The organism is Sphingobacterium sp. (genome assembly GCF_039596235.1).
Classification (GTDB): Bacteria; Bacteroidota; Bacteroidia; order Sphingobacteriales; family Sphingobacteriaceae; genus Sphingobacterium.
This window is the reverse complement of sequence record NZ_JBCNKE010000001.1, coordinates 586,077-602,596: the sequence shown is the minus strand read 5'-3', so window position 1 is coordinate 602,596 and position 16,520 is coordinate 586,077. Positions and strand designations below refer to the sequence as shown.

Sequence of the window (16,520 nt, the reverse complement as noted above, 5' to 3'; positions counted from 1 at the left end):
TGTATCAGTAAATAATATAAATCAACTCATTTTCTTATTCGCATTGCTGCTGATGAACATTTCATTTTTCTCTTCCGAAATAATTTCCAGAAAGCGTTCATAGTGTTTGAGCACATCACTGATCAGCTCATTTTTCGTAAAGTACTGCACGTCATATCCCTCCCGGGCATCACCAAAATACGATTTCGGGAAATAGGTCTTCTTATCCTGCAGATCCGGCAGGTTTTCCTCCTCCAGCAGGTAATCCGATACGACTTTGACCTGGTTTTTGACCCCGTATATAAAATTGTTGACTACGTCGTGGCGGATTTCTATTTCTATCCTTTTGGGGTTATCCAACCGTTTTATTTTGGCTTCAATGTCGTTCTGTTTAAATTCAGCCTGCAATTCTCCGAAGGCGCTCCCAACCGTAGTCTCGATAAACTGATCGACAGACTCCCGGCTTTTGAACGAAACAATCTGTTTTAACCTGTCTTTCCAAAACTCGCCCGACCAGGGTACCGTGCTGACTGAAAAGTCGCGTTCGTAATAACTCCGGTCGATCACCAGGGCTTTGAACAAGCTGACGCAAAAGAGCAGCATGATAACAGAGAACGGTAAAGCCGTAATAAGTGTCATGGTCTGCAAGGCCTGCAATCCACCTGTATTCAACAACATCAGCGCGAGAATGGCCAGCAGCGCACCCCAAAAGATCATCTGCCATTTTGGTGACTTTTCGGCGTTCTTGGTTGCAATACTGTTCATCACAAATATTCCTGAATCTGCTGAGGTCACAAAAAAGATGATGATGATCAAGATCACCAGGTAGCTGACCAGCTCTGACCCGGGCAGATAATCCAAAAATTTAAACATCAGTGCATCGGGATTGTCCGCCAGGAGACTCAGTGCCCCTTTGGCGATGTTAATGTCAAACCAGATGGCACTATTCCCAAACACAGACATCCATATAAAATTGAACAATGTCGGAATGATCAGTACTGCCGCGACAAACTCGCGTATGGTCCGGCCTTTGGAAATTTTTGCGATAAATAGTCCCACGTAGGGAGACCAGGAGATCCACCAGGCCCAATACAGGATTGTCCAGCTATAGAACCAGGGTAAGGTAGCTTCGTCATAGACGTGGGTGTCAAATGTCAGGCTGAAAAAATTATTGATATAGTTTCCGATCCCTTCCGTGAAACTACCGATCAGGTAAAATGTAGGGCCCAGCAGCAGCACGAACAATAACAGCACAATTACTGTAATGATGTTGATTTTGCTCAATAACTTCACCCCCTTGTCTACCCCTGAGGTTGCCGACAGGATGGAAAGCGAAGTCAGGACACCCACAATAATGATCTGGTAAGTGAAGCTACTTTCGGGAACGACACCCAAGGTCTGTAAGCCCGCATTGACCTGAACAACACCAAAGCCCAGCGTTGTCGTAATACCAAAAAACGTACTGCACAGTGCAAACACGTCAATGGCGTTCCCCCATTTTCCATTGATCCTGTTTTTCAGCAGCGGATAAAAACAGCTGCGCAGGGAAAGGGGCAGCCTGTAGCGGTAGGCAAAATACGAAAGTGCCAATCCCACCACCCCGTAGATGGCCCAGGCATGTATGCCCCAGTGGAAGAAGGTATAGAGCTGCGCATTCTTTGCCCGGTTGATATAATGATTTGAAGCGAATACTTCGGTCGAATAATGCTGCATGGGTTCGGCCACGCTGAAATACATCAATCCGATCCCCATCCCGGCAGCAAACAACATCGAGATCCAGGAAAAGAACGAATATTCGGGCTTACTATCGTTGCTCCCCAGTTTGGTATTGCCAAACTTGCTGAACATCAGATAGACCAGAAAAATAACAAACAATGTCACCCCCCATACGTAGACCCAATTGAAATTAACGAAAATAAATTCCTTAACGGTATCTAAAATATGTACGGTCAATGTCGGTAGAAATACCGATAGCAGGCAGATCCCGATGATAAAGATCAGACTGGGTATAACAATGCCTTTTTTAAAAGTCGATTTAAACAAGATAACTAAATTTTATATATATAAATAAAATAAACGGTGATTAAAAGTATAAACCTCCGTTTGTGATTTTTAACGATTTATATTGCCTCCTACGTCATTCTAAATTGTTCGTAGCACTAATATTTTATTAAAAATGTAAAGTAAGGGGCATAATATAGTCAAATATTAACCATTCTTCAAACAACAACCCTTTTCTTTACATTTTCAACAACCAAATCCCCATAATTGTTCTTGAAAACATGAAATTAAACATACGCCATTCCGGTTAAACCAACACTATAGAGACAATAGATACATACAAACGATCCTATCAATATAATCTATGTATTATTTGGGGAGGCCTGAATAGTTTTAACTATTTTTAGCTGGCCTATGGGTTTCAATTATAACTAATGGAAAATCTGATCGACAAAATTTATAACATCATCTGGAGTGATGCACTCATCTACCTCTGTCTATTGACCGGAATCTATTTTACGATTCGACTTCGGTTCCCCCAACTGACACAGCTGCGTGAAATGCTGCGTCTGCTTTTCAATGGGAGTAGTTCTGACAAAGGGATATCCTCATTTCAGGCTTTTTCGCTGGCCATCTCGGGGCGTGTAGGCACGGGCAATATTGCTGGTGTCGCCACAGCGATCGCCATGGGCGGTCCGGGAGCCATATTCTGGATGTGGATGATTGCATTTTTGGGCAGTGCCTCCGCCATTGTCGAGGCTACACTCGGACAGATGTACAAGGAAGTAAATGATGGCGAATATCGGGGCGGGCCAGCTTTCTATATCCTCAAAGGTCTGCGGTCGCCGGCTTTTGCCTGGACCTTCGCGATCGCGACCATTATCAGTACCGGATTTTTGCTGCCCGGCGTCCAGAGCAATAGCATCAGTTCGGCGATGACATCAGCCTTTGAGCTCTCGCCAAGTGTTACCGGTATGGCTATTGCCGCTTTGCTGGCCATTATTATTATCGGCGGGGTGAAGCGTATCAGCACCGTTGCCGAATATGTAGTACCGTTTATGGCAGGCGCTTACATCCTGATGGCTTTGGTAATTATTGGACTCAACTTCACACAGATCCCCGCTGTTTTTGCCCTCATTTTTAAGGCAGCATTCAATATGGAGGCTACCTTCGGCGCTGTTGCCGGGATGGCCATTTCCTGGGGAGTCAAACGGGGTATCTATAGCAATGAGGCCGGACAAGGGACGGCACCCCACGCTGCGGCCGCAGCTGAAGTGACCCACCCGCTTAAACAGGGCCTGGTACAGGGCTTTTCAGTCTACGTCGATACGATGTTTGTCTGTACTGCCACCGCACTCATGATCCTATTCACCGGACAGTATAACGTAGAAAACCCCGCAGGCGGATTTCTCGTCCAGCATCTACCAGCGACAGAAATGGGCCCAGGATTTACCCAACAGGCCGTCTCCCATCACTTCCCTTCCATTGGCAAGGCTTTTGTCGCTTTGGCCCTGGCCTTCTTTGCTTTTACAACGATTATGGCTTATTACTACATCGCCGAGACCAATATTAGCTTTGTCAGCCGCAAGAAAGTACACAAGACCGCCTTGATCTGGTTGTTGCGCATCCTTATTTTAGTTTCCGTCTATATCGGTTGTATCAGTACCGCCAAAACCGCCTGGACCCTGGGCGATATCGGTGTGGGCCTGATGGCTTGGCTCAACTTAATAGCGATTATACTCTTGCACAAAAAGGTATTAGTCTTATATGCAGATTACCGCGACCAACAGAAAGCCAAGCAGGACCCCGTATTTGACAACTCAATATATAAATTTCCCGATATGGAGCTCTGGTCCAAGAAACAAGATTGAAGCATATCAGGGAACGACAATAAGGTCGTCACTCCCTGATACAACCAACATCAAAGCAGGAATTTTTATCCCGTAGGCTTAATCTATTCCACGGTAAACCAGCGGTAACTCTCGGCCGGGATGGTCAGGGTGATCGTTGTTTTAGCGCGATGATCCAAAGACGCTGTTTTTACGGTCTTGTCGTCCCAGGTGATTTTGGCATGAGCACTTAGGCCCGTGTAGTAAAGCGGTAGTTCAATGGTCCGTGTGATGGCCGTTTTCAACGGGTTAAACAGCATACCCAATCCCTTGATCCCCTTCTCCGAGGCATTCACATGCAAGAAGCCATCCCAGTCGCGGCCATCCGCACGACGTAGGTGGATCAGGTCAGCGTTGAGGATGCTACGGTACTTTTTATACCATTGAATTACCTCAATCACCGTCTGCTTGGTCTGCTCCGTATCATAGAGGCGCGGCCCGCGGTAACAGGCCTGCACACCAGCGCCATAATATTGCATCATCAGTTGTTTGTAGTCCTCCCGATGCTCATGCAAGGGTTCCAGTACCGCTTCTTTTCCCCCACCCTGATAGGCTGTTAAGGGTACAAATCCCCAACCCATGGACGGGTTCTGTTCCCAGAGCGCATCATAGATATTCTGCCTGTTGAGGATACGCTGGTTCTCACGGGGCAATGAAAAGTTGACCTCCCGGTAGCCGATTCCGGTCTTGTTGGAACCATCCAGAAAATACCAGTCCGGGGAGTTGATATATACGCCGCGGGCATTCAGCCAATGGTAAAGTTGTTTTTGCATGTTAAACTGTACCCATTGGCTATCTTCCAGGCCATGGTGGCCAGGATGGTTTGTTGAGGCACATTGATCCCCCGGAAAGGGGCCGTCATTTTCCCAGATATCAAATCCCGTTTTTTCAAAGAAGGTCTTGATCCGTTGCGCATAACCTATCCCCCAGTTGGAACCGAAACAAGGTGCATTTTCAAAAAATGTGCCCCCCGTCTTTCCAGTTTTGGGATTGATGATATCGTCTTGTTCGCTGATCTTGCGGGAGCTGAACAGGGAATAAGCCCCTATTTTAATATTTTTGCTGTGCGCATAATCCGCCAGCTTTTTCAGCGCGGCGAGGTTCGTCGCTGTTGTATCTTCCATATTGACATGGCTGCCGAAGCTAAGGATCAGGGCTTCATAGCCTGTGGCCGCACACTGGTCTATGGCGCTGTACACCTGTTCGTCTTTTTTGCTGACCAGGTGCATAAAGATCGGATTGGCGGTAGTCCAAGGCGCAATAGTCCGATACATCTTTCGGATGGCCAGGCCACGGCGCTCCCGGTCGTAACTATCCATCAGCAGTTCCCAGGAGCGGATGGAACTGAAGTTTTCCGCAGCGGCCAGTTTGATGCCTACCCCCACTGTCGGATACACCTCCAGAATTGCCGGCGTTTTTAAGTCGTAATTCACTTGTGAGGTATAGCTAGAATCAGCTTTCCAGTGTAAGGATTGATCACTCAAATGATACCGCATCGCATTGTTGAAAGCAAAATTGCTTTCGACGTACAGGCCATGCTGTTTCTTCATCTCTTCGACCGAGCCCACTACGGCACTTTCCTCTTCGACCAAGGCCAGTTTTTCGTTGATCACCTGGTTGATCTGCAGGGTCTGCTTGCTGTTGTTCTGCACCGTTACCCATTTGCTGATCAAGGGAATACCGTCGTAAATGGCATAATGCACCTTGACCTCGACCCCATTCAATGCCACGTTGGCCGGAGCAGCATAGGTAAAGGTCAGCACCTTCCCTTTGCCCGCAGCCTTGTGTGTAGACCACCATTTATCCCCTTTCCAGGGCAATAAGGGATCCAGTTCAGCGATCTCATGTCTGACATAACTAAAATCGTTGGCATTGGCCGTAAAGCTCGGCATCCATTCCGGCCGTAGGTAAGCCCGCTCCTTCTGTCCGTCTACACCGCCGACATTATACCACTTGCCGTTGAGCTGCAACTGCGCTTCGGGCTGTACGGCACGAATCAGTTGCTGACCCGTGGTCAGGTTGGTATAATCATAGCAGAAGGCATTGGGGCTGATCCGAAAGGAACGGCGCACGAGGCCATTGTCCAGGACAATATCCTGCCCCGCAAGGGCGATACGGGATTGATACGGTGCAGCATTACTGATCAGCCAGTCCTGCGTTTTATGCTCTTTTTTCTGTGCGAATCCATGTTCCGTGGCCATCATTGCCAGTGCAAGTATAATTAGCTTGAATCTCATGTTCTGTATTTAGGTGATTGGTGCTTCCCTTTGTTTATAAACAGTTCAGTCCCTGAAATATAGGAGATTTAATCAAACTTGCGAAAATTTTAGGCAATGCAATCGATTGCTTAAAATGTTAGCAGACATGATATTCTGGCTTTCAGCTCCGCTTCCGTCCCGCGAGCAGTGTAAATTTAGTCCCGTTTACCCGTAATATAGAATACATCGCACCGGTATCCGGATTATATTTTACATCCACATTTTTCATAATTTCCTTGGACTACTTTATAAACTCACTCAATCTCTCTATGATCATATCCCAATCGTTCTCATTCAGTTCATGCCCGGTACCATCTAATTTCAAAAGTTCCGAATTTTTAATCTCCGATAATAGTTTGGCCGTATGTCCAAAATGCCATATTTTATCATCGGAACCATGGATGATCAATGTTGGTGATTTAATCTCATTTAAGCGATCATAATAGGCCTCCCCGCCTTGCAGCAGGGCATGGTTAAACATGCTCCTGTAATTTATGGATCGATGAAGATCCGCCCGGATCCTTTTTTCTTCTTTCGCATAGTTTACTGGTTTTTGGCCAGCCATCAGATGCGAACTTTCCAGCATATATTTTACTGTAGCGTTTTCATCGTCCCAATTGACAGCTGTTGCTTTGAGCTGAAAGTCAATAATCTGCTGATCCATTTCAGGAATATTGGGATCAGGTGTCCCCCATGGTCCAGTAGACATTAAAACGAGTGAACTAATCCGTTCAGGATACTTGATCGCTATAATCTGGCCGATCAAACCACCTAATGAGATTCCCATCATAGTTGCTTGTCTGATATGATATCCATCTAAAATATGAATGGCATCATCAGCAAGATCCTCTATACTGTAGGCGATGGAGCCCGGTGTTCCTGTCGTTGATTTACCGACATCTCTGTTGTCGTAGCGAATGACAAAAAATCCCTGTTGTGCTAATCTTTCACAAAACTCCTTATCCCAGTATAATAGCGACACCGTTGCCCCGGCTATTAATAAAATCGCAGGATTTTCCGGTTGTCCAAAAAACTCTGTGTAAATGGAAATTCCATTCTTGATAATTATTTTTTCAGGATGTGATTTCATACAACTATTTATTAAAATGATATTGAGTAAAAAAAGTCAGATTCTTTTTATTCCCAAAATTACCATCGGCTTAAAAACTAAAATTGTATAAATTCGACATTTATTCTTTTAAGAACAATGACAGGTCCTCTGAAAAGTATGCTATTGGCTTTTTACCCGTAAAAGCTCGAAATTCTCTGATCATATGTGATTGGTCGAAATACCCTGCCTGCAAGGCCACTTCGGTCAATGACAGATCTTTATTCATGGCGGTCTCGATACTTTTCTCAAAACGGACAATTCTTGAAAAATTTTTAGGGGAAAAACCTGTCAAAAACTTAAAGTTTCGTTCAAACTGCCGCTGAGATAGAAATTGTTGCTGGAGAACTGCTGTCATTTTCATGCTCCCCTTATGAAAAATAATATGCTGTATTGCAGCAATGGTATCATCGAGCCTTGGTGAAAATTTATTTATTCTTTGTTCTAGAAATTCCGTCATCACAGCGACCCGTTCTTGTGTATTGACACAGTTCAAAATCTTTTCTTCCAAAAAAACACCATCCTTACCCAATAATGCAGTTATTTCAATATGTTGATTCGTCATTTCGGATGTTGGAAGACCAAAGAGAAATGGTATCGCGTAAGGCTGAAAATAAATTCCAAAGATCCCTACTTTTTGTTCGGCAGACAGTTGGCAAAAGGTATCAGTTTGCGACTGAAAACCACTATTGAACAAATTGCTTATTTCATGATTGTTGGAAATTTTCATTCCCGGAACATATTGAAAGGCCAATTTCGGATATATGGACGCTACAGCTGAATGTAAGTACGAAGATGTTGCTCCAAAATCGGCCTCAAAATTCCAGAAAAAGCAGACGAGCTGCTTGATACTTTCCTTCGGGTATACTTTTTCGTACTTCATCTTGTTGTATTTAGAAAGCGAGAATTTACAAAAATCTTAAGACTTTCCGCAATATCCTTACCAACGATGACCGCTCCAGTACTTTTTTATTCCACCCGCTGCTTGGCTTTGCTCCGGTTTTTCTTAAATCCTCGATTTATCGAACAACTCCCCTGCTTTTATTATTTATCGGTCTTTTCTTAAGTCTTCCGGATTATCGCCTTCCAGGACTTCGACATCCGGATATGCTCCCTGACTACCCAAAGATCGGGTCCAGAAATTTAATTAGGATTCTAATACGGGTCAATAGACTTTTAAATTTTTCTCTAAACTATCCACGCGCTAAACTTGTTCCCTTAAAAAAGTTCAGGTATGAATACGAAAATTACATTAGTTATTGCAGCAATCGCCGGTACCGCCCTGATGGTACTCAAACATTGGAAAAAAAAGGCTACAACAGCAAAGAAAGACGGTCAGCAGCGTCGCAACAAACAAGCGCGCCCCCCGGGTTATCGCCCGCTTCCTGACCTGTCCCAGGCAGATGCGCCCAATATTGTTGCCCTGCAATATGTAGATCCCGCTTTGTCACCGAGCAGCAGTAATCACGCCGCAGATTTCAACAGAAATATTCCTTACCACCAACGGGGAACGCGACATCATTAACCTTGCGGGTCAATTTTTAGAAACTTATATTTTTAATCATTGCGCATGATACGTTAGCCTTATAGCAACCGAACTGTATCATCCGGTTCAAAAACAGGCAGCGCAGCATATTGTCAATTATTATCAGTAAGAAAATAATCAAACTGCAATCGACGGTTATACACATTAGATAGTTATATGCGTTCCACAGTTATACACATTCGACGGTGATAGGCGTCTACGTACTTTCTACCGCCGATAAAAACGCGGCCTTAAATCCCCGGATGGCAATCAGGTTCAAGATAGCGGCTTCGTCGCGTTTTAGGGTCCGTACCGTTATCGTACATAACCTGTCCTGCAAGTCAGCGGAAATATATTTCAGGTCAGCAATATGACGACTAAGATAGCTGATGAGATCGGCACGTTTGGCCAGCACCTGGGCCGAAACCGAAAAGGTCAATAAGTAATATTTCATTGTTGCACATTATTTTTGGTCCATAACCAAATTCATAACAGGGGCTGATCATCCCCATGAGCCCCTTGTTAGCTTCTGTTATTTCGTATAACAAATATAAAAACTTTTGACCATCAAACAACAATAGTCAAAAATAAAGTATAAAAAAAATGCAGCCCTCCGACAACGATGATAAATTCACTTCCTGCTACTGTTCTAAATACGCAATTTACCGTATAAGTCCCCTATCCGCAAAATAGGCAAACCAATGCTGCGGCACATTCCTTCCCTAGGTAAGTGTCCTTGAACGGGCGCTAGCTTTTTGATCGTTTAAAACTTTAGGAATTATGCTTGCAATGAATTACCGGGGGCCCTATCGCGTACGTGCCGATAAAAATGCCCCATTGCCAGAGATCCTCCATCCACAGGACGCCATTGTCCGGGTCTTGCGTTCCTGTATCTGCGGATCAGATTTGCATCTCTACCATGGGCTGGTACCCGACACCCGGGTAGGCACTACTTTTGGACACGAATTTATAGGTGAAGTGGTCGAGGTCGGCAGCGGAATAGAAAATCTACAAGTGGGCAACCGGGTGATGGTGCCTTTTAATATTGCCTGCGGCAAATGTGCCTTTTGCCGGCAGGAACTGTATGGCAACTGCCATGAGTCCAATCCGGAGGCTACAGCGGTGGGCGGTATCTTTGGCTACTCCCATACAGCGGGCGGCTATGCTGGCGGGCAGGCCGAATATGTCCGTGTCCCCTATGCGGATGTTGGTCCCGTGGTTATTCCCGATTGGATGGATCCTGACGATGCTGTCCTGTTGACAGATGTGGTACCGACGGGTTATCAGGCGGCCGAAATGGCGGGCATCCAACCCGGAGATACCGTGGTTGTTTTTGGCGCTGGCCCAATCGGTATTATGGCCGCCAAGTGCTCCTGGCTTTTTGGTGCTGGACGCGTCATTATAATCGACCAGGTTGACTATCGGCTTGAATTTGCCGAACGCTATGCGCAGTGTGAAGCGGTTAATTTCCGTTCCATTGGCGATCCCGTAGTTTTTGTAAAGACAATTACCGATTCACTGGGGGCCGATGTATGCATCGATGCCGTCGGCTGTGAAGCTGCCGGAAATACAATGAATACGCTGCTGGGAAGATATATGATGCTCCAAGGAGGATCTACTACAGCACTACATTGGGCGATTAACAGTGTAAAAAAGGGCGGCATCGTGTCGATAGTCGGTGTTTACGGCCCTATCAACAGTCTGGTGCCCATTGGCAATGTACTCAACAAAGGAATTACCATACGGGCTAACCAAGCCTCGGTGAAGCGGCTTTTGCCCAAACTGATCCAACATGTACAAGATGGGATCATCAATCCCAAGGAATTGATCACACACCGGGTTCCATTGGAAGAAGTTGGTGATGCTTATCATCTTTTCTCTTCCAAGCTCGACAATTGTATCAAAACTGTGCTTATTCCTCCTTTCGCTTAAATCCTAAAATTTTATATGATGATGACAGATCAAACTACACCCGAAGATTTTATCAACGACAGACAAGGGCGATACAGCCATATTAAGGGCTGGGGCATCGATTTTGATCCCAAGAATGATCCGACCTATCCCCTTAAAAAACGCAATAATGCCGAACATCAGGGCTATTCCTGGCAACGTCCGCCGCTACAGGAGGAGACGGTAGAGATCCTCAAGTCTGTGGAAAGGCCCAATCTGACAGCAGTCTATGGCGCCAGCAATCCACCTATTGGCCTCAGTGGAGTGTTCAGGCGAGTTGCCTTTCAGTATAGCGAATCCAGCTACGGACGCTGGCTACCCCTGGTGCTTGCCGACCGCGTCAATATGATAGAAGGCATCCTTTGCGATATTAAAAAGGGACACCTTCCGAATTTATTCAAGGAACTGGGTTTAAGGGCCGAATGGAAGCATAATAAAAAATCCTTTATCAGCAAATCGATTGTGGCCAGTGTAGTCATTGGATTGGTCGCCTACCAGTTTTGTTCCAAAAAGAAAAAATAAATGATAAACGAAAATAATAGCCTATGAGATTTCTCAGCACCAAGATGCATGGCATACTTGATTATCTAACAGCGGTCTTGCTGATTCTCTGTCCACAGCTGTTTGATCTCAGCAGCAGTAGCCCCGAAGGAGCAGTATTTGTGCTACTCGGCATATTGACCTTGGTCTACAGTGCCATTACGCAATACGAACTTGGTCTATTTCGGGTTGTGCCGATGGATGTGCATCTGGTTTTTGATATCTTTTCGGGTCTATTTCTGGCGGCATCCCCATGGCTTTTGGATTTTAGTAGATACACTTACTTACCGCATGTCATTATAGGCTTCGCGGAGGTCGCTATTGCAGCTATGTCACGGTCAAGGCCTAAGGGGCCGATTTGAGCGCGCGAGTCTGGCAAGCTGCTGCTTTGATCAATAGTCCAGCACGCTGTTGACCGCGTGCTGGACAGATTTTGGCATCCGCCGATGACATGGCAGAAACCGTCAGGATTATTTTCGGCCCCTGTTATTCCATCGTCCAATGAGCCGGCTCGTCAGGAAGCTGACAACTGTACCCAGCGCAGCCATCAGCATGGTCTGCAGCACATCGCCCAGCGATATACTTGCCCAGATGGAACAGATCGTACCACCTATGGTGGAGATGCGGATATCATTGAGTTTCATCGGCTTCGCTCCTTTCTCCGGTGTGATCCTTATCGGTCTTTCGGCCCTGATCCGGATCGTTCTGCTCTTCCGTTGGCAGATCTGCCCCTTCTTTGTCGAGGACGGTTTCCAATACGCCCAGTCCCACAGCAATATACTTTAAGATATTTACCGCCTTACCCGGCAGCTTAATAGGCGCCAGCAGGACCACCTGCAGCACCTGTCCGATCTTATTTAGGATTTTTTTCATGATGATTAATTTTTAAAGAGATAGGATGGCAAAAAGCAACTCGAAATAACGACTATGATTCGAGGACATAAATTTTCCGCTGCATTCCTTTGTGCCATCTTCTTAGCAAGCTGACGGCATAAATCAAACTCGCTGCGCTCAGACAGTGATTTATGCTTACGCCAGCTTGCGTCAGCGATCGGCAGTCGGAATGCTATGCTTTCAATTCTATGTCCTCAAATCAATGACAACAATGAAAGCGAGGATCTATTCCAGCCCTCCAATTGTTATCGAATAGTCAAATACACTTCATCTCCCATGTCCCAAAGGCTATAGACTAGCGCTTTGAGTTTCGCCAGTGCTTTGCCGCTCCCCAGACCACGGCCTTCACCCGACAGCGTCGTCACCGGTGCAATGCAGCCCTGCAGTTCGTCGAGGGCATTATTTGCGGCGTGGATCAGGATGGCTTCACGGCCCAGCACATTCGGGATGCCGATCTGTTCGCCATGCCTGGGATACTTCCGTTTGACGAGCTTATAGGTGCCGACCGGGATGCAGCTGAGGCGCGGGAGATTGTTGCGTTCCGGCAACTCGATGGTATGGCATATTTGCCTACCCTGATAATAGATTGTCCCATTGGTGCCCTCTGCTCCATATTTCCGTTGGAGCAGCAAGCTATGCCTGGCTTTCATGGTTATGAGATGACTATCGTACCCAGATGAACACTCGGCGAAGTTTTCACGCCTTCACGGTGCCCGGTGAAGATCCAGCCTTCCAATCGGTTGCCTGCATAACTCTCGGGCAGTGTAAAGGTCAGCGTTTCATCCGCTCGGCTTGCCGATTCGAGGATGGAGAAGAAATTCTTCTCGCGGTTGTACATCAGCAATACCACCGAGTCATCGAAAAATGCGTTGAAGCGATTTAATCTAGCTTCCCAGGACACCGTCACCGACCGTGGTGCTGTTTCCGTCCATGTTACCCCCATCAGCTGGCTCAAAGAACCTTTGGAGATCAGTACATCCGCATAGGAAATATCCAATGTCGGATATGTTCCCGTGATGCCGTTGTTAAGCAGAAACTGTAGCGCCTTGTTGTAACCTGTTGCCTTGCCCTGCAGCTTGTCTGAATAACCCAGATTGAGCAGGTCCTTGATCGGCGACAGGAACGCTACCCCCATTGCAAATTTCGCACGTTGGGCGATCTGCTCCGGCGAAGCCTTTTTGTTTGTGATCTTGGAAAGCGAACGGACGTAATCCACGTTTCTCCAGTGGCTGCCTATCACAGAGCCCACTTTACCTGAATAAGCTCCGTTTATACCTTTTAAAAATCTTGCCATGTCTTTACATGTTTTTGTTTAACCATTGGACCTGCATGCCGGTCCGTTTCTGTTGCTAGCGAAGGCTAAACTAGGGCAATTTTCGCCTCTGGAAGATGAATGACAGCAGATGAGCGTACATGATCGGACGAACAGTCACTGCCTGTCATTTATCGACAAAGCTTTACCAGGTCATGTAGGCGGCAAGCCGGAGCGGTCGATACCGCGACCGAATAGCGTATGGACAGGGACTGGACTGCCGTGGGATATAGCTGACTGCTTTACAGCAGGACTTTGGCGATTGTCCCTACTTTGTTCCGGACAAAGCCGAAGCTTTGCCGAAGCGCAGTCGAAGAACAGCCGACGCTTAGTCGAACAACAGTCGAAGAACTGTCGAACAAGAGCCGAAGCCGTCCCGAAGCTGTCCCGAAGCTGTCTGCCCGCTGTTCGGAAGCACAGCCGAGAAATTGCCGAACCGGCCCCGATCAGCTGCCGCAAGCATGCCGAGCAGCTACCGGAGCCAGGTCGAAGAAGCTTATATCCGACCACGGCGGAAACTCTCGCTTAACTGCTCATGCAGGTCAGATAGGTAGTAATAATGGCGGCGCCCTTTTTTGCGCGGTTTGAGTTGGCCATTACGGACAAAACGATAGTAGGTGGATTCGGAGATACCGAGTTTTTTCATGACATCCTGAATATCGAGCAGTTCGGATGCGCCCAGTCCCGAAAGGGCGAGCATATCGCCGCCCTGACCAGCACATAACTCCATATTTTTAAATTGGTTAGACTGACACATCTCAACATGCTGTTTCAGTAAATAGACAATGGTTTCAAGGTGTAAACATATTTTTTTGATTAGATTTAACATGGTTTTACGATTATGGGCCTGTCCCCTGAGTGGCAGTGCAGAGCGATCCGGATCAGAATATCCCCTTGCTGCCAACAGGCCAGGTTCCTAACTTTTGTGCCTCTCCAGATCCGTACGGAATTCCAGAAATAATCCGCTTTCGTTCAGTTCCCGGAGATTGTTGCTATCCCAAAAACAATAGAAATTCTTGCGGCACCGACGTGAGGATTCCAGTATTTCGTCAAGCTCATCCTGCGGCAGCAGCTGCTCCAGCAGCAGGCGCGTGGCGCTGTCCAGTACGATCTTTTTCCGATTTTTTTCGGCACCATATTTTTCGAGCTGCCCCATACAGTACAGCATATTGAAGTAAATCTGACCATTGATCTGCACAAACCAGGGAGAATCTTTCAGCATATCCCCTACATGGTCGGTGACGATCTGTTTTCGCCCTAATTTGTCGATTACAAAATCACAGCGGTTCTTGCGGTAGCAGAACAAAAGATCATGTAACAGCATTTCCTTTGAAGCATCCCTACTGGAACGCTGATCCAGCGCACGGATGTAGGTCAGCAGCGAGGACATACGCCGTTCTTCCCGCCAAGCGATCAGCGAGTCCCGCGCCCCCGCTTCAACGGCTTCCATATTGCGCCGCAGCGTTTCCAGGTCAGCTTTAAATTTATGCTGTTTGTCCAATAAATCATGTTGCTCCAACAGGATCCGCCGTTTTTGTTCCTCTAAATCCGACAGGGCATTTAGCAGCCCCTGCCGCTGTCCCATCAATTCCTCCATGCGCAGGTGAGATTCCTGTTCCTTCTGCATCAACAGCAAATTATCCGCATGGATATTGGCCATCTGTTGCTCCAGGGATGATTTTTTATTGTCCAGATCCCGCAGTTCCCACTGCAACAACGCATTCTTTTTGCGGAGGTAAAGTTTTCGTTGGCGCAATGCATCATTGCCCTGCTGCAACTGCGCTACTTTGGAAAAGCCAAAGAGGGCGATCTGCGGGAAGCGGTACAGCAGTGCGCAGTAGAGCACAAGCGGCAGGCAGAACACCCAAAAGTCGATCCTGAAATAGCGCACAAATAGTGCTGCCCCACCCACGCGCTGGCTCAGCATAGCATACATTAGTGCGATGTGGACGAGACAGAGCACGCCCGCCGTTAGTGTGAGGTAAGCCGAAAAGCGCAGGTAGACCGGCCAGCTTTGAAAGCCCAGCCAGGCATAGCGCACATACTGATTGATAAAAGCCAGGTAACAGAGGTAAAATAGCAGCAATACCGCAGTCAGGACCATGATCACTGGCGTATAGGGCGCCTTTAAGCGCAGCATGGGATCAGGTAGGGCACTGCCCAAATTGATCCATATGGCGTACAGCACGATACCCAAGGTATACCATAACGAGCTTTGTAATGTTTTTTCCTTCATATGACTCGGTTAAAAATAAATACTACGCGATCAATAATAAAACAGATGATTGAATTGGCTAAGCATTGTCACGAATTTTAAAACAGATAATTTACAGCAAGTTAGGCGGGCATCGGCCATCTTTTTTAGACGGATTTACATAATGTGCAGCGGATTGCACATTATGGAATTTTCCAGCCAAAATATATCCCAAATAGAGCAAGCAATATTTTTCTTTGTACCTCAATAAATTAAACGTAGCATAAATTATGAAAAGAGCCTTTAATAACCTTGGGGTTGCCGCCTTGCAATCTGAAGTTTTGAGCTGTACCGATGCTGAACGCGCACAGCATATCGCTGAGCTCCTGTCCGATTTTGGCCAATTTATGAGCAGCCGGTTTGAACTGCGTGCCGAGCAAATCGCGCTTATCGACAACATGTCGTCTGAGACCAGGAGCCTATTGACCGAGGGCATTGCCAACACCTGGAATTCCGGACAGCAGGTCAACTTTCAGAAAGACAGCCCCCAGTCCGGTGATGAGCCCAAGGATGTCATTGTGACCGATCCCAATCGCTTTTTTTATGGAGAGGCATCCGGGGAATGGCTGCCCATTTCGATCTGGATCAGATACCGTTCGGTGTAGGTATGGACAAATGGCTTCGGCCCCTGACCGAGGCTATATCCCAAAAATCATATACCATATCGCATGAACGGCTATTTTGATCCTACAGCAAAGTTGTCCGGAAAAGGTTCAGCGCCATCCTTGATTGGTTTCAAGCAACTTTTCCGGCGCAAATTTGCGCCCTTTCCGCGCAAGCGGTAGGCATCAGCAGCTTAGGGAAGTGCCA

17 protein-coding genes are annotated in these 16,520 nt (G+C 46.7%); 6 read left to right on the top strand and 11 right to left on the bottom strand.

Features of this window, described 5'->3' with window-relative positions:
• Positions 1-21: 21 nt before the first annotated feature.
• Complete coding sequence (locus tag ABDW32_RS02520; protein WP_343559034.1) at positions 22-2,022, bottom strand: BCCT family transporter; 2,001 nt, start codon at positions 2,020-2,022, stop codon at positions 22-24.
• 392 nt (positions 2,023-2,414) lie between these two features.
• Between ABDW32_RS02520 and ABDW32_RS02515 the strand changes: the two genes are divergently transcribed.
• Positions 2,415-3,851, top strand: a complete 1,437-nt coding sequence (locus ABDW32_RS02515; protein ID WP_343559033.1) for an alanine/glycine:cation symporter family protein — start codon at positions 2,415-2,417, stop codon at positions 3,849-3,851.
• 83 nt (positions 3,852-3,934) lie between these two features.
• Here ABDW32_RS02515 and ABDW32_RS02510 read toward each other — a convergent pair whose 3' ends face one another.
• From ABDW32_RS02510 to ABDW32_RS02500, 3 genes are all read right to left on the bottom strand, one after another.
• Complete coding sequence (locus ABDW32_RS02510) at positions 3,935-6,106, bottom strand: alpha-galactosidase (RefSeq protein ID WP_343559032.1); 2,172 nt, start codon at positions 6,104-6,106, stop codon at positions 3,935-3,937.
• A gap of 262 nt (positions 6,107-6,368) precedes the next feature.
• On the bottom strand, positions 6,369-7,217 hold the full coding sequence (gene estT, locus ABDW32_RS02505) for a macrolide hydrolase EstT (protein ID WP_343559031.1): 849 nt from the start codon (positions 7,215-7,217) through the stop codon (positions 6,369-6,371).
• A 100-nt stretch (positions 7,218-7,317) separates the two neighbouring features.
• On the bottom strand, positions 7,318-8,118 hold the full coding sequence (locus ABDW32_RS02500; RefSeq protein WP_343559029.1) for an AraC family transcriptional regulator: 801 nt from the start codon (positions 8,116-8,118) through the stop codon (positions 7,318-7,320).
• Positions 8,119-8,469: 351 nt separating this feature from the next.
• Between ABDW32_RS02500 and ABDW32_RS02495 the strand changes: the two genes are divergently transcribed.
• Positions 8,470-8,760, top strand: a complete 291-nt coding sequence (locus ABDW32_RS02495) for a hypothetical protein (RefSeq protein ID WP_343559028.1) — start codon at positions 8,470-8,472, stop codon at positions 8,758-8,760.
• 217 nt (positions 8,761-8,977) lie between these two features.
• Here ABDW32_RS02495 and ABDW32_RS02490 read toward each other — a convergent pair whose 3' ends face one another.
• Positions 8,978-9,214, bottom strand: coding sequence for a hypothetical protein (locus ABDW32_RS02490; protein WP_077432901.1), 237 nt, complete (start codon positions 9,212-9,214; stop codon positions 8,978-8,980).
• 326 nt (positions 9,215-9,540) lie between these two features.
• Here ABDW32_RS02490 and ABDW32_RS02485 point away from each other — a divergent pair, with 326 nt between their 5' ends.
• Genes ABDW32_RS02485 through ABDW32_RS02475 form a run of 3 tightly spaced genes read left to right on the top strand, consistent with a single transcriptional unit; the run spans position 9,541 to position 11,612 of the window.
• Entirely contained in the window at positions 9,541-10,692 is a 1,152-nt protein-coding gene (locus ABDW32_RS02485; protein ID WP_343559025.1) for a zinc-dependent alcohol dehydrogenase, read from the top strand.
• Between the two features lie 15 nt (positions 10,693-10,707).
• Positions 10,708-11,232, top strand: a complete 525-nt coding sequence (locus ABDW32_RS02480) for a hypothetical protein (RefSeq protein WP_343559023.1) — start codon at positions 10,708-10,710, stop codon at positions 11,230-11,232.
• 23 nt (positions 11,233-11,255) lie between these two features.
• A complete protein-coding gene (locus ABDW32_RS02475; protein ID WP_343559021.1) occupies positions 11,256-11,612 on the top strand; it encodes an SPW repeat protein in 357 nt (118 codons plus the stop codon).
• A gap of 108 nt (positions 11,613-11,720) precedes the next feature.
• On the opposite strand, the gene ABDW32_RS02470 is transcribed toward ABDW32_RS02475, so the two are convergent.
• The 6 genes from ABDW32_RS02470 to ABDW32_RS02445 form a co-directional block, all read right to left on the bottom strand.
• Positions 11,721-11,894 (bottom strand): hypothetical protein, encoded by a 174-nt coding sequence (locus ABDW32_RS02470; RefSeq protein ID WP_343559020.1) that lies wholly within the window; start codon positions 11,892-11,894, stop codon positions 11,721-11,723.
• Positions 11,881-12,123, bottom strand: a complete 243-nt coding sequence (locus ABDW32_RS02465) for a hypothetical protein (protein WP_343559018.1) — start codon at positions 12,121-12,123, stop codon at positions 11,881-11,883. The genes ABDW32_RS02470 and ABDW32_RS02465 overlap by 14 nt, the downstream gene beginning before the upstream one ends.
• Positions 12,124-12,389: 266 nt before the next feature.
• Positions 12,390-12,794 (bottom strand): DUF5675 family protein, encoded by a 405-nt coding sequence (locus ABDW32_RS02460; RefSeq protein ID WP_343559016.1) that lies wholly within the window; start codon positions 12,792-12,794, stop codon positions 12,390-12,392.
• Positions 12,795-12,796: 2 nt separating this feature from the next.
• On the bottom strand, positions 12,797-13,438 hold the full coding sequence (locus ABDW32_RS02455) for a DUF6266 family protein (protein ID WP_343559015.1): 642 nt from the start codon (positions 13,436-13,438) through the stop codon (positions 12,797-12,799).
• 514 nt (positions 13,439-13,952) lie between these two features.
• Positions 13,953-14,285, bottom strand: a complete 333-nt coding sequence (locus ABDW32_RS02450) for a helix-turn-helix domain-containing protein (RefSeq protein WP_343559014.1) — start codon at positions 14,283-14,285, stop codon at positions 13,953-13,955.
• Between the two features lie 87 nt (positions 14,286-14,372).
• Positions 14,373-15,692 (bottom strand): hypothetical protein, encoded by a 1,320-nt coding sequence (locus tag ABDW32_RS02445; protein ID WP_343559013.1) that lies wholly within the window; start codon positions 15,690-15,692, stop codon positions 14,373-14,375.
• A 248-nt stretch (positions 15,693-15,940) separates the two neighbouring features.
• Between ABDW32_RS02445 and ABDW32_RS02440 the strand changes: the two genes are divergently transcribed.
• Positions 15,941-16,315: a hypothetical protein gene (locus tag ABDW32_RS02440; protein ID WP_343559012.1), complete on the top strand. Its 375-nt coding sequence runs from the start codon at positions 15,941-15,943 to the stop codon at positions 16,313-16,315.
• Positions 16,316-16,520 lie beyond the last annotated feature (205 nt).

Coding starts and splice junctions, on each gene's coding strand:
- ABDW32_RS02470 (WP_343559020.1), bottom strand. CDS start 11,894: ATGAAACTCAATGATATCCGCATCTCCACCATAGGTGGTACGATCTGT.
- ABDW32_RS02455 (WP_343559015.1), bottom strand. CDS start 13,438: ATGGCAAGATTTTTAAAAGGTATAAACGGAGCTTATTCAGGTAAAGTG.
- ABDW32_RS02480 (WP_343559023.1), top strand. CDS start 10,708: ATGATGATGACAGATCAAACTACACCCGAAGATTTTATCAACGACAGA.
- ABDW32_RS02485 (WP_343559025.1), top strand. CDS start 9,541: ATGCTTGCAATGAATTACCGGGGGCCCTATCGCGTACGTGCCGATAAA.
- ABDW32_RS02490 (WP_077432901.1), bottom strand. CDS start 9,214: ATGAAATATTACTTATTGACCTTTTCGGTTTCGGCCCAGGTGCTGGCC.
- ABDW32_RS02475 (WP_343559021.1), top strand. CDS start 11,256: ATGAGATTTCTCAGCACCAAGATGCATGGCATACTTGATTATCTAACA.
- ABDW32_RS02445 (WP_343559013.1), bottom strand. CDS start 15,692: ATGAAGGAAAAAACATTACAAAGCTCGTTATGGTATACCTTGGGTATC.
- ABDW32_RS02440 (WP_343559012.1), top strand. CDS start 15,941: ATGAAAAGAGCCTTTAATAACCTTGGGGTTGCCGCCTTGCAATCTGAA.
- estT (WP_343559031.1), bottom strand. CDS start 7,217: ATGAAATCACATCCTGAAAAAATAATTATCAAGAATGGAATTTCCATT.
- ABDW32_RS02465 (WP_343559018.1), bottom strand. CDS start 12,123: ATGAAAAAAATCCTAAATAAGATCGGACAGGTGCTGCAGGTGGTCCTG.
- ABDW32_RS02450 (WP_343559014.1), bottom strand. CDS start 14,285: ATGTTAAATCTAATCAAAAAAATATGTTTACACCTTGAAACCATTGTC.
- ABDW32_RS02515 (WP_343559033.1), top strand. CDS start 2,415: ATGGAAAATCTGATCGACAAAATTTATAACATCATCTGGAGTGATGCA.
- ABDW32_RS02500 (WP_343559029.1), bottom strand. CDS start 8,118: ATGAAGTACGAAAAAGTATACCCGAAGGAAAGTATCAAGCAGCTCGTC.
- ABDW32_RS02510 (WP_343559032.1), bottom strand. CDS start 6,106: ATGAGATTCAAGCTAATTATACTTGCACTGGCAATGATGGCCACGGAA.
- ABDW32_RS02460 (WP_343559016.1), bottom strand. CDS start 12,794: ATGAAAGCCAGGCATAGCTTGCTGCTCCAACGGAAATATGGAGCAGAG.
- ABDW32_RS02495 (WP_343559028.1), top strand. CDS start 8,470: ATGAATACGAAAATTACATTAGTTATTGCAGCAATCGCCGGTACCGCC.